Origin of the sequence: Pseudomonas sp. 5Ae-yellow (genome assembly GCF_014077575.1) — a bacterium.
GTDB classification, from domain to species: Bacteria; Pseudomonadota; Gammaproteobacteria; order Pseudomonadales; family Pseudomonadaceae; genus Halopseudomonas; species Halopseudomonas neustonica.
Map to the genome: position 1 here is coordinate 102,166 of NZ_JACGWE010000006.1, position 20,064 is coordinate 122,229.

The window sequence follows — 20,064 nt, forward strand, 5'->3', positions numbered from 1 at the left end:
ATCGCTCTGTCGGATACCGGCAGGGCGATTTTTTTTGCGTGAACCTCACGTGAGTGTGTCAGTCAAAATATCTGTGTTACCTGAGACCAGCTCCCGCGTGGCGGGCGCTGGCAACCAAAGCGGCTGATGGGTTCTGCCGCTGACAGCCTGTTTAGCAGGCAGGAGAGGTGGGAGATGCTGGTTTCAATTCCCTTTGCCGACGACCGGGTGGTTGGTTTTCGTATTGAAAGCAAAGTCACCACTGAGGTGCTGGACCAGGCCATAGCGCTGATTGAGGTCGCGCTAGAAAAGCACGACAAGGTCAGGCTGTATGTCGAGATGCCAAGCTTTGACGGCATCACCGTGGAAGCTTTCTATAAAGACATCAAGTATGGCTTCAGTCACTGGAGCCGTTTCGAGCGTGAAGCCGTGGTCACCGATAAGCGCTGGATGGAAACCATGGCTAGCCTGGCGGATACGCTGTTCAGCTCGATTGATGTGCGTGTGTTTCGGTCTGATCAAACAGACGAGGCGCGCGACTGGGTGCAGGCCGGTTGAGCGCCTGAGTTCAGTCTTGCTGCACCTCTGGCAGGGTGAACGCCAGCAGCGCTCCGAGCAGGCCGATACCTGAGAGCAGGAGTAGCATTCCGCTCGCGCCGATGAGCGAGCTGAGCAAGCCGAACAAACCGGTTGCCAGCAGAATCAGGCCGATAGCGCTGTTGCCTACCGCGACGTAATCCGTGCGTTTGCTGCCGCCCGCCATATCCAGTACATAGGTCTTGCGGCCCACGCGCACGCCGCTATGGGCAATGCCGAGAATAAAAAAGGCGACAGGAAACAGCCAGGCCTGCAGGCTGTCTGGCAGTACCGATAGCTCATGCAGGGCAATCACCAGCGGCCCGAGCAGGCTGGCCATAAAGGCGGCACGAATCATCACCTGCTTGCTCGATGTGTCCGACATCCGCCCCCAGACCATTGCGCTCAAGCTGCTCGCCAGGCCGTTGGCCACCAGAAAAGCGCCGAGCATGCCAAATCCGGCGTTGATATCCTGCGCCAGAATGACGTAATAGGGCGCGGATAGCGCCGAACACAGCAGCAGCGCACGGGTTATGACAAAACGGCGAAAGGCTTTGTCATCGCGCAGCAGGCTGATGCGCCCAATAGCTTCGCTGATGCCATTGCCGCCACCGTCCGTTGCCCCAGGTGCTTCATCGATCGTTTGATAGACCAGCGCCGCGAGCACCCAGAGCAAGGCCGAGGCGGCAAGCAGGACGGCATAGAACAGCATGTCATCATCCTGAGGTGGCCAGATCAGGCAGTAGACACCGAAGGCCAGAGCAACCCAGCCGGACAGGCTGCTGGCCAGGCCATTAAGGCGGCCACGACGGGTCTTGGGAACCGTCTTGCCAATCACGTCCTTGCTGGCCACAGAACAGAGGCCGCGTGCCAGGCTGAAGATGATCAGGCAAAGAATGATCAGGCCGCCAGCCAAGGCACCTTCAGTCGCCCAAGCGACCGCGCCCATCGCCAGCAGGGCTGCAGCCTGCAGCAGACTGCCGAGTATCCAGGTGCCTTTACGATACTTGAAGCGGCGCACGTAAGAGGCAATGAGCAGTTGCGGCAGCATGGAGCCGGATTCGCGGATCGGCACCAGCCAGGCTACCAGCGCCACCGGCGCGCCCACCACGCCCATCAGCCAGGCCAGGGTGGTTTTCGGGTTGGTCAGCGTGTCGCCAAGGCTGGTCAGGGTGTTGGCCAGCACTTGCCGGAAGAAGTTCTGCGGCACGTTGGTGCAGGCACCGTCCGGGATATCCTTGCACACGCGCGCGTCTTCTTCATTCATCAGCTTGTTGTACAGGCCGTTAAGATCAGGTTCCAGTGCCATGGTGCGCGGTCTTCTCCGGTGGCTATCGACGTCGGCGCAAGAGTTTGCCGCAGTTGTCGGCGCTTGGCTAGCAGTGCCAATCATGCTTGTTTTGCCGCGCGGGGCTTCTCTTTGCGCAGCATAGTGAGTAAAAATGGGCGTTTATTCTGTCTGCGGCGGTTTTTGGCCGAGACAGCCGCTGAGTCGAGCAAGGACATGCCTCACCCATGCGATTGAAATGCATCAAGCTGGCAGGCTTCAAATCCTTTGTTGACCCTACCACCGTTTACTTCCCGACCAACATGGGAGCGGTGGTGGGGCCGAACGGCTGCGGCAAATCCAATATTATCGACGCGGTGCGCTGGGTGATGGGTGAAAGCTCAGCCAAAAATCTGCGTGGCGAGTCCATGACCGATGTCATTTTCAATGGCTCCAACACGCGCAAGCCGGTAGGCCAAGCCTCGATTGAACTGGTATTTGATAATAGCGATGGCACCTTGCGTGGTGAATACGCTGGCTACAACGAGATATCCATTCGTCGCCGGGTAACCCGCGAGGCGCAGAATCAGTACTTTCTCAACGGTACCAAGTGCCGCCGCCGCGATATAACCGACATCTTTATGGGCACGGGCCTGGGCCCGCGCAGTTACTCGATCATCGAACAGGGCATGATCTCCAAGTTGATCGAGGCCAAGCCCGATGAGTTGCGTCTGTTTATCGAAGAGGCCGCAGGTATCTCCAAGTACAAGGAGCGCCGCCGGGAAACCGAAAACCGCATTCGCCGTACCCACGAGAATCTGTCCCGTCTGACCGATCTGCGCGAAGAACTCGAACGCCAGCTTTCGCACTTGCATCGACAGGCGCAGGCCGCGGAGAAGTATAAGGAATACAAAACTGAAGAGCGACAGCTCAAGGCGCAGCTGCAGGCACTGCGTTGGCAGGGGCTGAACGCGCAGACGGGTGAGCGCGAACATCGGGTGCGTGATCTTGAGGTCGCGCTCGAAGCCCTGATTGCCGAGCAGCGTAACGCTGACAGCGAAATCGAAAAACACCGCGACCAGCACAGCGATCTGAACGAGCGCTTTAATCAGGTGCAGGCCCGCTTCTATAGTCTGGGTGCGGATATCAGCCGTATCGAGCAGGTGCTGCAATTCAACCGTGATCGTCAGCGGCAGCTGCATGACGATATCGAGCAGACCGAGAATGCCTGGCAGGAAGCGCAGAGCCACCTGACTCAGGACCAGGCGCTATTGGCCGACCTGCAAAACGAACTGAGCGAGCTGGAGCCCGAGCTGGAACTGGCGGGTGCTGCCGATGAAGACACCGCCATGCAACTGCAGGCAGCCGAAGAGAGCATGCAAAGCTGGCAGCAGGCGTGGGAGCAGTTCAATCAGCAGGCAGCGGTACCGCGCCAACAAGCCGAAGTCGAGCAGTCGCGTATCCGGCACATGGAGCAATCCATTGAGCGCCTGGGCGAGCGTATTCAGCGCCTGGAAGAAGAGCGCGGTAGCTTGAACGCTGGGCCACTGGATGACGAGCTGGCTGAGCTGGGTGAGCAACTGGCTGAACTGGAAATGCGTGGTGAGGGTGATCAGCTGGCCTTGGCAGAAGTGGGTGAAACGCTGCAGCACGAGCGCGACAACCTTAATGCGCTGCAGCAGGAGCAGGATATTCGACGTGGCGAAATGCAGCGCGGCAGCGGTCGCCTGGCGTCATTGGAGGCCTTGCAGCAAGCCGCGTTGGATCAGGGTACCGAGGTGGGTGACTGGCTGGCGGCGCAGGGTCTGGCGGGCGGTCGTCAGCTCGCCGAGCAGATTCAGGTTGCCAGCGGTTGGGAATTGGCGGTGGAGACTGTGCTGGCCGATGACCTGCAAGCGGTCTGTCTGGACGACGTTGCCAACCTGACTGAGGCACTGGCTGACTTCGAACAGGGCAATCTGCGCTTGCTGGATGCGCGCAATGCGGGCCGCAGCTCCCCCGGTAGTCTGCTCGACAAGGTTGAATCCGCGATCGATCTCAGCCCCTGGCTCGGCAGTATTCGTCCGGTTGAACATCTCATAGACGCCTTGGCCCAGCGCGACCAACTGGCAGCGCATGAATCGCTGATTACCCCGCAAGGTCATTGGCTTGGCCCCAACTGGTTGCGGTATCGGCGTGGTGAGGCCAGCGAGTCAGGCGTACTGGCCCGGCAACAGGAGATGGAGCAGCTGCAGGCGCTACTCGCTGAACAGGAATTGGCACTGGAGAGCAGTCAACAACGCCTGGGTGACCTGCGTGAGCGGATTCGCGGACTCGAACTCAAACGTGAAGGGTTGCAGCAGGCAATCTCTGGCTTGAGCCGTCAGCAAGGTGACCTAAAGGCACAGTGGTCGGCCAAGCAGGTACGGCTGGAGCAGATTACGGCGCGAAGGCAGCGCATTGGCGACGATCTGCAGGACATCAAGCAGCAGCGCAGCGATGAGCTGGAGCAGATTGGTGAAGCGCGGCTGACTCTGCAAGCCGCCCTCGACAGTATGGAGCAGGACACCGGCCAGCGCGAAGAGCTGCTGCGCCAGCGCGATCAGGCGCGTGAAGCGCTGGATCAGGCACGGCAGCAGGGCCGTCAGCAGAAAGACCGGTCACATCAAATGGCCTTGCGGGTGCAGTCGCTCAAGGCGCAGCAGAACAGCACGGCGCAGGGCCTGGAGCGGCAACAGATGCAGGCCGAGCGACTGGGCGAGCGCCGTGAGCAGTTGCGCATGACGCTGGAAGAGAGCCAGGCACCGGAAGACGATCAACGCATTGAGCTGGAAACCTTGCTGGAGCAGCGGGTTGATGTCGAGCATCAGCTGACTGCTGCGCGGCACGAGCTGGAGACAGTCGACCAGCAAATGCGGGCACAGGAAACCCGCCGCGTGCAGGCCGAGCAGCAGGCTCAGGTTCTGCGTGAACAACTGGACGAGCAGCGCCTCAACGCCCGTGATCTGCAGACTCGTCGTCAGGGGTTGCAGGAGCAGTTGCTGGAGTCGGGGTACGATCTCAACGGCGTTATTGAGACCTTGCCGGAAGGGGCGACCGAGGCCGACTGGGAGCAGCAGTTGGCCCAGCTGGATGCGCGTATTCAGCGTTTGGGCGCGATCAACCTGGCGGCGATTGAAGAATACGAGCAGCAATCAGAGCGCAAGCGGTATCTGGATGCGCAGAACGCGGATCTCGAAGAGGCGCTCAATACGCTGGAGCAGGTCATTCGCAAAATTGACCGGGAAACCCGTGCACGCTTTAAGGAAACCTTCGATAAGGTTAATCATGGGCTGCAGGCACTCTTTCCCAAAGTCTTTGGCGGAGGTAATGCCTACCTTGAGCTAACCGGCGATGATCTGCTGGACACCGGCGTGACCATCATGGCGCGCCCACCCGGTAAAAAGAACAGTACTATTCATCTTTTGTCCGGTGGTGAAAAAGCGCTGACCGCGATTGCGCTGGTATTTTCTATCTTTCAGCTTAATCCCGCGCCATTCTGCATGCTGGATGAGGTGGATGCACCGCTGGATGATGCCAACGTGGGGCGTTACGCGCGTATGGTCAAGGAGATGTCGTCACGGGTGCAGTTCATTTACATTACGCATAACAAAATTGCGATGGAGATGGCAGATCAGTTAATGGGAGTAACTATGCATGAACCGGGTTGCTCAAGACTGGTCACAGTAGACGTAGAAGAGGCAGCAGCACTGGCGGCAGTGTAAAGTTTAGAGCTGGCATGCTAGCATCCGGCCAGATATCAGGCGGGCCTTGGCCCCACACAGAATTGTAAGAACAGGAACGGGTATTCATGGATTTCGGTTTGCGTGAGTGGCTTTTCATTTTTGGCCTTCTTGTCATCGCCGGCATTCTGTTCGACGGTTGGCGTCGTATGGGCGGGCGTTCGCGCATTCGCTTCAAGTTGGAGCGCAACCTCAACGACTTGCCGGAAGAAGCAGCAGGAAGTGATGAATTGCTGGGCCCACCAAGGGTTATCGGTGGCAGACCTGAGCGCGAAGAACCGTCCTTTGGTTCTTCTCTGGACGACGTGACTGACTCGCAGGCCGACGCTGATTGGCGTGAGCCGCAGCAGGGCGGCCTGGATCTGGAAGAACCGCCGATACTGGTTGACCCTGTTGCCTCTCGCGGGCCTGCAGCGGGTAAGCCGGGCAAGCCGCGGCAACCAGAGCCGAAGGCCAAGGCCGGGCAAGACTTGCCTCCGGTTGAAGAAGTGCTGGTGATCAATGTTGTTGCCCGTGATGAGCAGGGTTTTGTCGGTTCAGCGCTACATCAGAGCATTCTGGAAAGTGGCCTGCGCTTTGGCGATATGAATATTTTCCACCGTCACGAGAGTATGAGTGGCAACGGTGACGTGCTGTTCTCCATGGCCAATGCCTTGAAGCCGGGTGTATTTGATCTGGATGAAATGGATCAGGGACATGTCCGTGCGGTTAGTTTCTTTATGGGGCTGCCCGGCCCACGGCATCCCAAGCAGGCGCTGGATCTGATGATCGCCGCTGCCCGCAAGCTTTCTCATGAGCTGGGCGGCGATTTGAAAGACGAGCAGCGTAGCGTGCTTACCGCACAAACCATCGAGCACTACCGCCAGCGTATTGCGGAGTTTGAGCGGCGGCACTACAGTCAGCGGCGTTAAAAACAGTGCTGGAAGGCGTGCGCCTTCCAGCCACAAGCCACAAGCCACAAGCCACAAGCCACAAGCCACAAGCCACAAGCCACAAGCCACAAGCTTCAAGCTTCAAGCTTCAAGCTACAAGCCGCAAGCTTCAAGCTAGAAGCAAGAAGCAAACCCCGCCGGTTGGCAGTGGTTGCTGCTTTTGGTTTAGCTTGCCGCTTAAAGCTTGAGGCTTGCAGCTCTGCGGCTGCGGCTGCGGTGGCACTCGCCGCGTGCGGCTGGCTTGGTTACAATCAACAGCCTGTTTCCCATCACTTCGGTTACCCATGACTCAGCACACCACGCCCGCCGAACGCGCTATTGCGTTGCGCGACGAGATTGCCCAGCACAACCATAATTACTACGTGCTGGATGAACCCGCCATACCGGATGCTGAGTACGACCGCCTGTTCAACGAACTCAAGCGTATTGAAGCGGAGTATCCCGACCTGGTTACGCCGGACTCACCCACTCAGCGGGTGGGTGGGGCGCCGGCGGGTGGTTTTGGCGAAGTGCAGCATGAAGTACCCATGCTTAGCCTGGGTAACGCTTTTGCCGAGCAGGACATGCACGACTTTGATCGCCGGGTGCGTGAGGGATTGGATCTGCCAGCTGGCGACCTCTTCGGTGACGGTGCCGAGGTTGAGTATTGCTGTGAGCCCAAGCTGGACGGCCTGGCAGTCAGTTTGCTGTATGAAAACGGGTTGCTGGTGCGGGGCGCAACGCGCGGTGATGGCAGTACCGGTGAGGATATCTCCAGCAACGTGCGCACCATTCGCAATGTGCCGCTGAAGCTGCGCGGCGAGGGTTGGCCAGCGGTATTGGAAGTGCGTGGTGAGGTGTTCATCAGTAAGGCGGGCTTTGAGGCGCTGAATGAGGCCGCGCGCGCTAACGACAGCAAAACCTTCGCCAATCCGCGTAACGCCGCGGCTGGCAGCTTGCGTCAGCTTGATCCCGCCATCACTGCCAGTCGTCCGTTGGAGTTCTGCTGCTATGGTTTTGGCCGGGTCGAGGGCGAGCTGCCAGCGACTCAGGTAAGCATTCTGCAGGCATTCAAGGAGTGGGGCCTGACCATTAGCCGCGAGCTCAAGCAGGTACAGGGCGTCGCCGGTTGTCTGGCCTATTACCGTGATATTGGTGAGCGACGGGCTGCTCTGGAATACGAGATTGATGGGGTGGTGTTCAAGGTTAATCGGTTGGACTACCAGCGTGAGCTGGGCTTTCGAGCGCGTGAGCCGCGTTGGGCCATTGCCCACAAGTTTCCCGCCTCCGAGGAGTTAACCGAGTTATTGGATGTCGAGTTTCAGGTTGGGCGCACCGGGGCCATTACGCCGGTGGCGCGGTTGAAACCGGTTCAGGTCGCGGGTGTGACCGTCTCCAACGCAACCTTGCACAATATGGATGAGGTGGCCCGCCTGGGTGTGATGATCGGCGATACCGTGATCATCCGTCGCGCCGGCGATGTTATTCCGCAGGTCATGCAGGTGGTGAGCGAGCGTCGTCCGGCGGATGCCCGCCCGGTTGACGTGCCTAGCGAATGCCCGATATGCGGTTCTGCGGTCGAACGCACCCAATTGGTCAAACGGGGCAAGGGGCGGGAAACCACCTCGGACGGTGCGGTCTATCGCTGTGTTGGTCGCTTGACCTGTCAGGCACAACTGAAGCAGTCGATCATTCATTTTGTCTCGCGCAAAGCGATGGACATCGACGGCTTGGGCGAAAAGAGCGTCGAACAGTTGGTGGATACCGGCTTGGTCGCATCACCTGCGGATCTGTTTCAACTGACTTTTGAGCAGGTATTGGCACTGGACGGCTTTGCCGAGCTGTCCAGCCGTAACCTGTTGGCGGCCATTGCCGATAGCCGTGCACCTGCACTGGCGCGCTTCATCTACGCGCTGGGCATTCCTGATGTGGGTGAAGAGACCGCCAAGTTGCTGGCACGTGCGCTGGGCTCGCTAGAGCGCATTCGCCAGGCATTACCACAGGTATTGGTGTACCTGCCGGATGTGGGCGCCGAAGTGGCTTACGAGATCCATAATTTCTTTGCCGACGAGCATAACCAGCAGGTCATCGATCAATTGCTGGCACGTGGTGTAACGCCCAAGGAAACAGGCGAGCTGGGCGCGGAGTTCGCGGCCAGTGTGTCGCTCGCCGAGTTTCTGGCGCGCCTGGATATCCCGCATATTGCCAAGACCGGTGCCGAGCGACTAGCTGCGCGCTTTGGCAGTCTTGCAGCGATATTTGCTGCCGACTGGCTCGATCTCAAGCAGGTCGAGCGGTTGAACGATAAAGCCATCAAGGAGCTGCGGGCCTTTGCGCAGGATGATCAGGCGCGTGCACAGGCGCTTGCCGTTGAGCAGCAGTTGCGTGACTTCGGCATGCACTGGGAGTCGGCGCGCGCCGAGACAGACAGCTTGCCGCTGGCAGGCCAGACCTGGGTGCTGACCGGCACCCTGGAGGCTATGCCACGTGATGTTGCCAAGGTGCACCTGGAAAGTCTGGGCGCCAAGGTGGCTGGCAGTGTATCGGCCAAAACCCAGTGCGTGGTCGCCGGGCCGGGCGCTGGCAGCAAGCTGGCCAAGGCCGAGCAGTTGGGTGTGGCTGTGCTGGATGAAGCAGGGTTGCTGAGTCTGCTGGCTGAACACGGCATTCAGCCATGAGCGAGATTATTGTACTGGCGCCGATGGAAGGCCTGGTTGATCCGCCGATGCGCGATATTCTTACCCGCATTGGCGGGATCGACTGGTGTGTCAGCGAGTTCATCCGCGTGACGACCGGGCTGCTTAACCACGGCACACTACAGCGCATAGTGCCGGAAATGGATCATGGCTGGAAAACCCGTGCCGGGGTGCCGGTACGGCCACAGTTGCTTGGCTCGGATGCTCACTGGCTGGGTGAGAACGCAGCGTTGCTGGCAAGTCTGGGAGCGCCAGCGATTGATCTGAATTTTGGCTGCCCGGCCAAGACGGTGAACCGACACCGCGGTGGTGCCAGCCTGCTGCGCGAACCTGAGCTACTGCAACAGATTGTAGCCAGTGTCAGAGCGGCTACGCCCGCGTCTGTTCCGGTTACCGCAAAAATGCGCCTGGGTTATAGCGATACCGGATTGACGCTGGAGTGTGCTGCCGCGCTGGAGGCGGGTGGCGCGGCCGAAATCACGGTGCATGCGCGGACCAAGGTTGAAGGTTATAAACCGCCAGCGCACTGGGAGTGGCTGGCGCGTATCCGTGAGTCGGTCAGCGTGCCGGTGATCGCCAATGGTGATGTCTGGACGCCCGAGGACTATCGCCAGATTCGCGACATTAGTGGCTGCGAACGGGTGATGATTGGCCGCGGGCTGGTGCGGCGGCCTGATCTGGCCCGGCAGATTCGCCAAGCCGATTGTGCTGATACGGCTATGGCGCCTTGGCCCAGCCTCTTGCCCTGGATTGCCGATTTCTTTCAGCAGACCCGCGAGCGGGTAGTGGATCGGCATGCACCGGGCAGGCTGAAACAGTGGTTATCCATGCTGGGATTGACCTATGCCGAAGCCAAGCCGCTATTTGATGCGCTGCGCCGTGAGACGAATGCAGAATCGATCAGTCGTTGTCTGGATGCGCTGGCTGCAGGCGCAGACCAAGCGCAAACACTGTTGGCACTGAGCGAGCAAAAGCCAATAGTGCAGAGCTGCGCCTGAGGCCAGTGCCCCGCTAGTCATCCGGCAATCAGGCTTGAAGCTCTGCACTCAATTGGCCCATCTCAAAGCTGAGTTGCTCAAGACTGTGCTGGCCTTGCTGCAGGTCGTTCTGTAGTTGCGACAGTTGCTCTGCCAACTGCGCATGGCCAAGTTCCGCGTGGTGCTGCTCAACCTGCGTCAATTGCTGCAGCGCGGTATCGCTCAACTGCTCGGTTGTCTCTGCCTGCGTACTGGCTTGTTCGATTAGCAGGTTGGTTTTTTGTACCTGATTACCGAGTGCATTGATTTCGGTATCCACTTTGCCCGTCTGCAGATTCATCTGTTCGATAATCTCGCCCACCTCTGCGGTGGCCTTGGTGGTACGGGTGGCCAATGCGCGAACCTCGTCGGCGACCACCGCGAAGCCACGACCGCTTTCCCCGGCACGCGCGGCTTCAATGGCTGCATTCAGCGCAAGCAAGTTGGTCTGGCTGGCAATGCTATCAATCACCTGGGTTACCTGACTGATTCGCGCGCTTTGCTCCTGCAGTTGAGCAAGCAATTGCAGGCTGTTGTCGCTATGCAGTGTCAGACTCTGGCTCAGGATGACGCACTCACTCAGCGTTTGTCGGTTGAGCGCGTTTGCACTGCGCACCTGGCTGACAGACTCGGTGGTATCGGCATGCAACTGCTGCGCTGCACCCTGGCTTTGCAGGGCTGATGCCTGTTGATTGTGAAGTTGCTCCAGTTCACTGCACGGCGCAGTGAGGCTGAGAGCCAGTTGTTTGGCGTTGTGCGCGAGAATCTCGAGACGATCTGCATATTGCTTGTTCTGTTCTGCGTCGGCCAGGCCTTGCTGCCTGATCGTCTCTGTGGCTGCCAGGTTATCCTTTGCCATTGGCTGATCCGCTGGTGGATAGCGCCAGGGCAGGCCTAGCCAGGGAATAATGCAGAGTACCAGTGCAGGGGCTACCGCATCGCCGCCGTGACTGTAGAAAAGCCAGGCGAGCATGCCAGCCTGAATGATGGCCAGGGCGACCTTGCCGATGAATCCTGTTTGCATTGTTATAGTCCGTTAGGTACCGCTACTGCTCATTATTGTTGTTAACACAGGCGTGCTGGCAGTCATTAGGCCATTGCCTGCGGTGCAATTCAATCAAGCTGTCCTTACGTCAGTCGCTGTTGCTGCATGAAGCGTAGGTCCAGCCAGTCTTTAAAGCGTCCCGCCAGTTTGCCTTCGCTCGCCAATGGGCCATAACTCAGTAGTGCACGGCCGTCGGCGCAAGACAGCAGAGCCAGCGCCTTGCTCTGCGGTTGAAAGCTGCCCAGTGGGCTGCCCTGCAGGTGAGCAATGAGGTTATCGGCCAAAACCGAGCCTTGCCTTACAGCATAGACGCCAGAGTGGGGCGTTTGCGGCAGGCTGGCGCAATCACCGCTGGCAAAAATGTTGTCGTGGTCGAGGCTTCGCAGGTGTGAGTCGATACGGATAAAGCCCTGGGTATCACAGTTGAGTCCGCTGTGTTGCTGCCAATCCGGCGCGGCGGTGCCTGTGGCCAGAATCACGGCTTGCGGTTGCAGTACCGGTTGCTGCTTAACATAAAGCTGTCCGCTGGTGATGCGATCAATTGGGCTGTGCTCGTGGAGTGTGATTTGCGCTTTTCTTAGCCGGTTGCTGGCCAGTCGCGCCAGCCTCGGCGGATGACTAGCCAGCAGTGTACCGCTGCTGAATAGGTCGATTTGTGTGCCGGGCAGGCTTATGCGTAAGGCCATAGCTAACTCAAAGCCGGCAGCGCCAGCACCAACGATGGCGAGTTGGCGGGGTGGGGTGGTTAACCATTGCTGCCACTGGCGGATAAAGTGTGGGAAGGGCTTGGCACCGATTAGCGCCAGGCTCTGGTCCTGCTCGAAGAGCACCGGTGCTTTAGCACCGCTGTTGAGTGACAGCGTGTCGAACGCGATGCGCTGCCCGTCGGCCAATTCAAGCGCACTATTGTCTGCCGTAATCGAGCTGACGGCAGCGCAGACAAGCTCAAGGCCGCTGGCCGCGCAGAGCGGAGCTAGGGGAATGCGGCACTGCTCAGGCTGAAAGCGACCAGCAATCAGTCCGGGCATCATGCCTGAGTACCAGGCATGCGGATCGGGATTGATCAGCAGGCTACCGGCAGGTGCACTGAAGCCCTTGGCCGCCCATTGGCCCAGGGTTACCAGATGAGCATGGCCCGCACCAACCAATACCAGCGGAGCGTTAGGTGTGTTTTTTTGCATGCCTGAAGACTAGCTGCTGTGGGCGGCAAGGGGAAGTGTGCACAGCTGGTCGGATTGGGTCGTCGGCCTGCATTTCACCGGCTACGCTGATAGCACTTTGTTACGCACATAGCCCCCATTGATAAGTACGCATTGTGCTTACTAATGCGCGTATTTCGAAATCGACTTTCGCTGTGCGAACCTGATAGTCTGCAAACTGATAACTCCAAATACAAACAAAAAGGGAGCGTAGAGTGAACGACCAGATTCGTTATCCGACAACCGTCCGCGCCTGGTGTACCGTTGGTATCCTGTTGGTGGCCTATGTTCTTTCCTTTGTTGACCGCCAGATCCTCAATCTGCTGGTTGGCCCAATCCGCGCCGACCTGGGCATCAACGATACCCAGATGAGCCTGCTGATGGGCCTGTCGTTTGCCATTTTCTATACCATTGCCGGTATCCCCTTGGGCCGCATCGCCGACAGCAAGAGCCGCCGCGGGCTGATTGCCTGGGGCGTGGCCTTCTGGAGTCTGATGACCGCTGCCTGCGGTCTGGCGCAGCAGTACTGGCACTTCATCCTTTGCCGTATTGGCGTCGGTGCGGGTGAAGCGGCCTTGTCGCCAGCCGCCTATTCGCTGATTGCCGATAGCTTCCCGGCTGATCGCCGCGCCACGGCCATCAGCGTGTACGCCATGGGTATTTACCTCGGTGCCGGCATGGCCTTTTTGCTCGGTGGCATCGTGGTTACCTGGGCCAACGCGCAGGGTCCGATGACGCTGCCGGTGCTGGGTATAGTACGCCCCTGGCAGTTGATCTTTCTGGTGCTGGGCGCCGCCGGTCTGATGTTCTGCCTGGTGCTACTGGCCATCAAGGAGCCGACTCGCAAGGGCGTGGGCGCCGGTGTGGCCGTGCCGCTGAAGGAAGTGGGCGCCTATCTGCTGACCATCCGCAAGGCGGTGCTGTGCCACAACTTCGGTTTTGCCTGTCTGTCGTTTGCCTCGTATGGTGCCTCGGCCTGGATTCCAACCTTTTTTATCCGTACCCATGGCCTCACGGCCGGTGAAGTGGGTATCTACTACGGTAGCCTGGTGATGGTCGCTGGCTCCACGGGTATCGTCTTTGGCGGCCGCCTGGCGGATTATCTGGCCCGTCGCGGCTATCGTGATGCCAATATGCGGGTAGGTCTGCTGGCGGCGGCACTGACGCTGCTGTGCAACGTAGTCTTCCTGGTCGATAACATGCCGTTGCTGTGGGCTATCATGTTCTTCAACGTGTTCACCGTGGCTATGCCTTTTGGTGTGGCGCCGGCCGCCATTCAGGAGATCATGCCTAACGCCATGCGCGGGCAGGCCTCGGCGATCTATCTGTTTACCATCACCCTGATTGGTCTGGGTATTGGGCCGACCGCCGTCGCCATGTTCACCGACTACGTATTCGCGGACGACATGGCGATTCGTTACTCCATCTTCATTGTGGCCAGCGTGATTACAGTGGGCTCTATCATCCTGCTCTGGATGGGACTCAAACCCTATCGAGAGGCGCGCGACACACTGGAAAGTTGGAGCCAAAATCAGGAACAGCCTGCTTGAGTCGCTGACTCGCAGTGCCGGCTGACTTATTTCTTTAAACAGGAGCAATAAACATGACTGACGCAGTTATCGTATCCACGGCCCGTACGGCTCTGGGCAAATCCTATCGCGGTGCGCTGAACAACACGCACAGTGTCGACATGGCTGGCTACGTTATCGAGCACGCGGTCAAGCGCGCCGGTATCGATCCTTCCCTGGTTGAAGATGTGATCCTCGGTGCGACCTTCCATGAAGGCGCTCAGGGCAAAAACATGGCCCGTCTGGCGGCCATCCGTGGCGGTCTGCCGGTCACCACCGCAGGTATGTCGATCAACCGCTTCTGCAGCTCAGGCCTGCAGTCCATCGCCATTGCGTCGCAGCGGGTTATCAGCGAAAAGATCCCGGCCATTGTTGCCGGTGGCGTTGAGTCCATCAGCCTGTGCCAGAACGACAAGCTGAACATGTTCCATGGCACCAACGAATGGCTCATGAAGAACAAGCCTGAGCTGTACATGTCGATGATCGAAACCGCCGACATCGTGGGCCAGCGTTACAACGTCAGCCGTGCATCGCAGGACGAATACGCATTACTGAGCCAGCAGCGCACCGCAGCAGCCCAGGAAGCCGGCAAGTTTGACGATGAGATCGTCGCCTACAACACCATCATGAAGGTGCAGAACAAGGAAACTGGCGAGATTACCGATAAGGAAGTCAAACTGGTTAAAGACGAGTGCAACCGTCCGAGCACCACGCTGGAAGCCCTCTCAAGCCTGCAGCCAGTGCGCGGTCCAGGCAACTTTGTGACGGCCGGTAACGCCAGTCAACTGTCCGACGGCGCGTCTGTTTGCACCGTGATGAACAGCAAGGTTGCTGAGCAACTGAACATCAAGCCGATGGGTATCTTCCGTGGCTTTGCAGTTGCCGGTTGCGAGCCTGATGAAATGGGCATTGGCCCGGTCTTCGCGATTCCGCGTCTGCTGGAGCGTAACGGCCTGAAAATGGACGACATCGGTCTGTGGGAACTGAACGAAGCCTTTGCTTCACAGGTTGTCTACTGCGCCGAGCGTCTGGGCATTCCGATGGAAAACCTGAACGTTAACGGTGGTTCCATCTCTATCGGCCACCCTTATGGCGTAACGGGTTCACGTCTGGTTGGCCATGCGCTGATCGAAGGCAAGCGCCGTGGCGTCAAGTACGTGGTCGTGACCATGTGCATCGGTGGCGGCCAGGGTGCTGCCGGTCTATTCGAGATCGTTTAAACCGCAGCGGCAAGCTACAAGCCGCAAGCTGAAAGCTAGAAGCTAGAAGCTAGAAGCTAGAAGCTAGAAGCTAGAAGCAAACCCGGGCCTCGCTCGGGTTTTGCTTTTAAGGTTTTACTTGGCGCTTGCCGCTTATGGCTTGCCGCTAAAAATTCCGGAGGAATTTTTCCTTGTCCCAGAAGATCATCAACACCGACGACCTGGCGTTTCTACTTTACGAACTGCTGGATATCGAACGTTTTAGCCAGTTTCCTCGCTATGAAGACCATAGCCGCGATACCTTTGATGCCGCCATCGAGCTGGCCCTGAAAGTCGCCAGCGAAACCTTTGCCCCGCACAACCACGCCTGCGATGAAGACGAGCCGCGCTTTGAAAACGGCAAGGTGGTCATGCGTCCGGAAGTAGCCGAAGCCCTCAAGGTACTGCGCGAAACCGGCCTGATGGCCGCCTCGCAGGATTACGAGCGCGGCGGCATGCAACTGCCGGCAGTGGTCGCGCAGACCTGTATCGGCCTGATCAAGGGCGCCAATGTCAGCACCCAGGCTTACGCCGGTCTGACCATCGCCGCCAGCAACCTGATCATGGCCCACGGCACCGACGAGCAGAAACAGCGCTTTGCCGAGCCGATGATGGCTGGCCGCTTCTTCGGCACCATGTGCCTGACCGAGCCGCACGCGGGTTCATCGCTGGGTGACATCAAATCGCGCGCCGTACCGCAGGATGACGGCAGCTACCGCATCAGCGGCAACAAGATCTTTATCTCTGCCGGTGACCACGAACTGAGCGAAAACATCATCCACCTGGTATTGGCCAAGCTGCCCGACGCACCGCCCGGTGCCAAGGGGATCTCGCTGTTTATCGTGCCTAAATTCCTGGTCAACGAAGACGGCAGTCTGGGTGAGCGCAACGACGTCATCCTGGCTGGCCTGATCCACAAGATGGGCTATCGCGGCACCACCTCGACCATGCTCAACTTTGGCGAGAAGGGCGGGGCGGTCGGCTATCTGGTCGGCGAGCCGCACAACGGCCTGGCTGGCATGTTCCACATGATGAACGAAGCGCGCATTGGCGTTGGCCTGGGCTCGGTCATGCTGGGCTACACCGGTTACTTGCACGCGCTGGACTACGCCCGTGACCGCACCCAGGGTCGCTCGATGACTGAGCGTGATCCGGCCACCCCGATGATCCCGCTGATTCAGCACGCCGACGTACGCCGCATGCTGCTGGCGCAGAAAGCCTTTGTAGAAGGCGGCTTGTCGCTTTGTCTGTTCTCCGCAACCCTGGTGGATGAGAAGAAGCACGCGCCCAGCGCTGAGGAACGCGAAACCGCCGCTGGCTTACTTGACCTGCTCACGCCGATCGTCAAATCCTGGCCCTCGCAGTTCTGCCTGGAGGCCAACAGCCTGGCGATTCAGGTACACGGCGGCTACGGTTACACCCGTGAATATCCGGTCGAGCAGTTCTACCGCGATAATCGTTTAAACCCGATCCACGAAGGTACGCACGGTATTCAGGCCCAGGACCTGTTGGGCCGCAAAGTGAGCATGGCTGGTGGGCAACACTACCAGGCACTGCTGCAGCGCATTCGCGCCACCCTCGAAGCCACCCGCGGCAGTGATGAACTAAAGACTAGCGCCGAGCTGCTAAGCAACGCCCTTGCCACGCTGGAAGAGACGACCAGCGCCTTGCAAGCCATCAAGAACACCGACCCTGATCGCGCCCTCGCTAACGCCTATCTGTATCTCGAGTGCTTTGGTCACGTGGTCGTCGGCTGGCTGTGGCTGCGGCAGGCGCAAGCTGCACTCAAAGGCCTGCAGGACGGCGGCGCACGGCAACCCGAGTTCTATCAGGGCAAGCTGAACACCTGCGAGTACTTCCTGCGTTATGAACTGCCCAAGCCGCTGGCGCTGGCAGAGGTGCTGCGCAGTGCAGATCGCACCACGCTGGATATGCCGCTGGATTGTTTCTGATTCGGTTGGTGTGACATAAAAAACCGACCGGGCCTTGGGCCCGGTTTTTTATGGGTAGCGTGAGTTGGCTATGGATTGGCTGCTCGTGGGCAGGATGGCCCGGCGTCGGCTAGCTGCTCACTCCGCCGCCAAGTAGGCCTGCGTCGAGGTCACGGCGCAGTAGCCAAACTCGAAGGCGGCCATCATGGCAGCATGCACTTGGGCTGCAGGCGTTGTGACCCCGTTGAACTCCAGATCCAGGGTGGCGCAGGCGTCGTGCAGCACCGTGACTGGGTACCCCATGTCAACGGCAGCACGCACGCAGGCATCGACGCACATGTGGCTCATCGCGCCGATTACCACAATGTCGTCAATGCCATGTTGGTCCAACTGCTGCTTGAGATCGGTTTCGCGGAAGGCGTTAATGTCCCGCTTGACGATAACTGGCTCACCCTCAATGGGCGCCACGCGCGTTTGGATTTGCGCGCCTGAGGAGTCAGCTGCGAACAGCGGGGCATCGCTGCTGACTGATTCATGGCGTACGTGAAATACGATAACGCCCTTGGCTCTGGCATCAGCGATCACTTTGGCGGCGTTGGCGGTGGCTGCCTCGATGCCCGACAGCGGCAGCTTGCCGTCAGGCAGATAGTCGTTTTGCAGATCGATGACAATCAAACCGGTTTTTTTCATGACGTAATACCTCTGGTGATGGATAGCCGTCATGGTCGGCCTTTAACAGCTGGCTGATAAGTGGCGGTAAAGACATTTCAGGTGTTAATAACGACACTGGTGCTTACCTCACCTGGTGTCGTCACTTACGCCTGACTCACTCGTGCACTGCTACTGAACCGGCGGCGATACTCGCTGGGCGACAAGCCGACGATACGCGTGAACACCTTGCGAAAGGCACCCGCGTCACCATAGCCAACCTCCCACGCCACGCGCTCCACGGACGCTTTCTCGAACTGCAGCAGCTCCTGTGCCCGACCCACGCGCAGCCGCTGGCAGTACTCGGTCGTGGTCATGCCGGTGGCCTTCTGAAAGCGGCGCAACAGGGTGCGCTCTTCCAGCCCCGCTTGCGTAGCCAGAACAGGCAATGCCACCTCCTTGGCCTGAGTGGCTTGCAGCCAATGCTGTACCTTGAGTATCGCCGCGTCGCCGTGGGTCAGGCGAGGGGAAAACAGGCTGTAGTAGCGCTGCTCGCGGCCGGGTGGGTCGACCAGCAGCGTACGCGCCGTCTCAATCATGACCGTTGGCCCCAGCAACCGATCTACCAGCCTGAGGCCCAGATCGGTCCAGGACATGAGGCCACCTGCCGTAATCACGTCGCCATCGTCGATGATGAGTTGGTCCACATCCACCAGCACGTCGGGATAGCGCTGCTGCAACAGCTCGGCGTAGGCCCAGTGGGTTGTCATCTTGCGGCCTGTCAGCAGCCCGGTCGCCGCCAGTGGGAACGCACCCGCGCAGACCGATGCCAAGGCAACGCCATCGGCATGCCGCTCACGCAGCCAGCCGGTGAGCACAAGCGTTTCTTCCGCGCTAATCGGCTCGTTAAGCGTAGGTGGCAGGATCAGTGCGGACAGCACAGAGTGAGCAGCTGAGTCTGAACCGCTATCAAAGACGCGCACCGGTAGGGCGCTAGCCTCGCTCTGCTGCCAGTGGGTTATCCGCAGCGGCGGCTCGGACTGCTGCAGGTGCGATAACGCCTCACGGTTCGCGACCGTAAACAGGTCGGTCAACCCCAGCACCGCCGCCTGCTGCGCGCCCGGATAAAGCACCAGCCCGATCTCGACAGTCTGTGTTGTTTGCATATAGACCCAAAGCCCCTTTGTTAATGTCATTCAGCATTCACCGCCCTGTCGCCGCAGCTATGGCTGTTGCGTGCGACAGGGCTGCCATTGTGCACTCTTTTTAGGTGCTGAAATGGCTTAGTAAACTAGGCCTTGCCGGCATCAAGCGTTACCGCAGTTCCATAACGGCTACCTTGGTCATACGCGCAAGCTGTCAATAAAGACCTATCTGACAAATCGCAATTGGTACTAAGTTGCCTAGCACAACCCGCTGGCGCTATTTTCAGATTTATAATGCCGATTTGGCTGTTATCTTCTGGAAAAGTAGCCCTGTATACACCGCTGCTACCGGGTTATCCTTGTGCTATGTACAGTCTTGCTCACCCCGTCACCCATACGCTGGAAATCCGCAAAAGTCGCTTTCTTGCCTGCGTCGAACCCATCGCTGACCGCGCCGCAGCGCAGGCTCGGGTAAACGAGTTGCGCGCGCAGCATCCAGGTTGCAACCATGTGTGCTGGGCGCTGTTGGCGGGCGGTCATAGCGCCGCAGTAGACGACGGAGAGCCCTCGGGCACCGCAGGCCGCCCCATGCTGGAGGTACTGCGTCACCAACAGTTGGACGGCGTGCTGGCCACCGTGGTGCGCTACTTCGGCGGCGTCAAACTGGGTGCCGGTGGTTTGGTGCGTGCCTATACCGACGCTGTCGCGCAGGCACTAATGCAAGCCGAAAAAATCGAACACATCCCCACCCAAACACTCTGCTGCGAACTGGCCTACGCCCACGAAGGCGTCGCCCGCAACCTGATCGCTGAGCTTGGCGGTGAACTGCTCGATGTAAGCCACGGGCAGGCGGTGCGCATGCAAATAAGCCTGCCCGTTACCGCAGCTGACGCGCTGCAGGAGCAGCTCTTATCGATCACGCGGGGCGAGCTTGGGTGGGAGGTCGTAGTGTCCTCAGGCGACTGAGTCAGCGGTTTGGTCAATAGGGGGTAGCTGCACGCAGGGTAGGGGCATTAGGTGAAAGCCGGGCGGTTGGTCCGGCTTTTTTGTGGATGGTGTGAGGCGGCTGCTTCGGCCAGAAGCG

At 59.2% G+C, this 20,064-nt stretch carries 13 protein-coding genes and 1 pseudogene; 9 read left to right on the top strand and 5 right to left on the bottom strand.

Annotated features, from left to right (window positions below; translation table 11 throughout):
* Positions 1-174: 174 nt before the first annotated feature.
* Positions 175-537: an STAS/SEC14 domain-containing protein gene (locus H4J77_RS06085; RefSeq protein ID WP_158611225.1), complete on the top strand. Its 363-nt coding sequence runs from the start codon at positions 175-177 to the stop codon at positions 535-537.
* A gap of 10 nt (positions 538-547) precedes the next feature.
* Here H4J77_RS06085 and H4J77_RS06090 read toward each other — a convergent pair whose 3' ends face one another.
* Positions 548-1,864, bottom strand: a complete 1,317-nt coding sequence (locus tag H4J77_RS06090) for an MFS transporter (RefSeq protein WP_182247490.1) — start codon at positions 1,862-1,864, stop codon at positions 548-550.
* 206 nt (positions 1,865-2,070) lie between these two features.
* Here H4J77_RS06090 and smc point away from each other — a divergent pair, with 206 nt between their 5' ends.
* The 4 genes from smc to H4J77_RS06110 all read left to right on the top strand — a co-directional run bounded on the left by smc (position 2,071) and on the right by H4J77_RS06110 (position 10,188).
* The gene (gene smc, locus H4J77_RS06095; protein ID WP_182247491.1) at positions 2,071-5,565 is read left to right on the top strand and encodes a chromosome segregation protein SMC; all 3,495 of its coding nucleotides are present in this window, start codon (positions 2,071-2,073) and stop codon (positions 5,563-5,565) included.
* An 86-nt stretch (positions 5,566-5,651) separates the two neighbouring features.
* Positions 5,652-6,494, top strand: a complete 843-nt coding sequence (zipA, locus tag H4J77_RS06100; RefSeq protein WP_123887954.1) for a cell division protein ZipA — start codon at positions 5,652-5,654, stop codon at positions 6,492-6,494.
* A 305-nt stretch (positions 6,495-6,799) separates the two neighbouring features.
* A complete protein-coding gene (ligA, locus tag H4J77_RS06105) occupies positions 6,800-9,172 on the top strand; it encodes an NAD-dependent DNA ligase LigA (protein WP_182247492.1) in 2,373 nt (790 codons plus the stop codon).
* Complete coding sequence (locus H4J77_RS06110) at positions 9,169-10,188, top strand: tRNA-dihydrouridine synthase (RefSeq protein WP_123887956.1); 1,020 nt, start codon at positions 9,169-9,171, stop codon at positions 10,186-10,188. Before ligA ends, H4J77_RS06110 begins: the two co-directional genes overlap by 4 nt.
* 28 nt (positions 10,189-10,216) lie before the next feature.
* Here the strand turns inward: H4J77_RS06110 and H4J77_RS20315 are convergent.
* Positions 10,217-10,687, bottom strand: a pseudogene (locus H4J77_RS20315) (methyl-accepting chemotaxis protein); the annotation flags it as partial.
* Between the two features lie 647 nt (positions 10,688-11,334).
* Entirely contained in the window at positions 11,335-12,432 is a 1,098-nt protein-coding gene (locus tag H4J77_RS06120) for an FAD-dependent oxidoreductase (RefSeq protein WP_182247494.1), read from the bottom strand.
* Between the two features lie 233 nt (positions 12,433-12,665).
* Between H4J77_RS06120 and H4J77_RS06125 the strand changes: the two genes are divergently transcribed.
* From H4J77_RS06125 to H4J77_RS06135, 3 genes are all read left to right on the top strand, one after another.
* The gene (locus tag H4J77_RS06125) at positions 12,666-14,000 is read left to right on the top strand and encodes an MFS transporter (RefSeq protein WP_182247496.1); all 1,335 of its coding nucleotides are present in this window, start codon (positions 12,666-12,668) and stop codon (positions 13,998-14,000) included.
* A 53-nt stretch (positions 14,001-14,053) separates the two neighbouring features.
* A complete protein-coding gene (locus H4J77_RS06130; RefSeq protein WP_123887960.1) occupies positions 14,054-15,238 on the top strand; it encodes an acetyl-CoA C-acyltransferase in 1,185 nt (394 codons plus the stop codon).
* Between the two features lie 170 nt (positions 15,239-15,408).
* Entirely contained in the window at positions 15,409-17,208 is a 1,800-nt protein-coding gene (locus tag H4J77_RS06135) for an acyl-CoA dehydrogenase (protein ID WP_182247498.1), read from the top strand.
* Positions 17,209-17,325: 117 nt separating this feature from the next.
* Here the strand turns inward: H4J77_RS06135 and H4J77_RS06140 are convergent, their stop codons facing one another.
* Both H4J77_RS06140 and H4J77_RS06145 read right to left on the bottom strand, forming a co-directional pair.
* Entirely contained in the window at positions 17,326-17,877 is a 552-nt protein-coding gene (locus H4J77_RS06140; RefSeq protein WP_182247500.1) for a cysteine hydrolase family protein, read from the bottom strand.
* 125 nt (positions 17,878-18,002) lie between these two features.
* Positions 18,003-19,001 (bottom strand): GlxA family transcriptional regulator, encoded by a 999-nt coding sequence (locus tag H4J77_RS06145; protein ID WP_182247549.1) that lies wholly within the window; start codon positions 18,999-19,001, stop codon positions 18,003-18,005.
* Positions 19,002-19,346: 345 nt separating this feature from the next.
* Between H4J77_RS06145 and H4J77_RS06150 the strand changes: the two genes are divergently transcribed.
* The gene (locus H4J77_RS06150) at positions 19,347-19,946 is read left to right on the top strand and encodes a YigZ family protein (RefSeq protein WP_182247502.1); all 600 of its coding nucleotides are present in this window, start codon (positions 19,347-19,349) and stop codon (positions 19,944-19,946) included.
* The last annotated feature ends 118 nt before the right edge of the window (positions 19,947-20,064 follow it).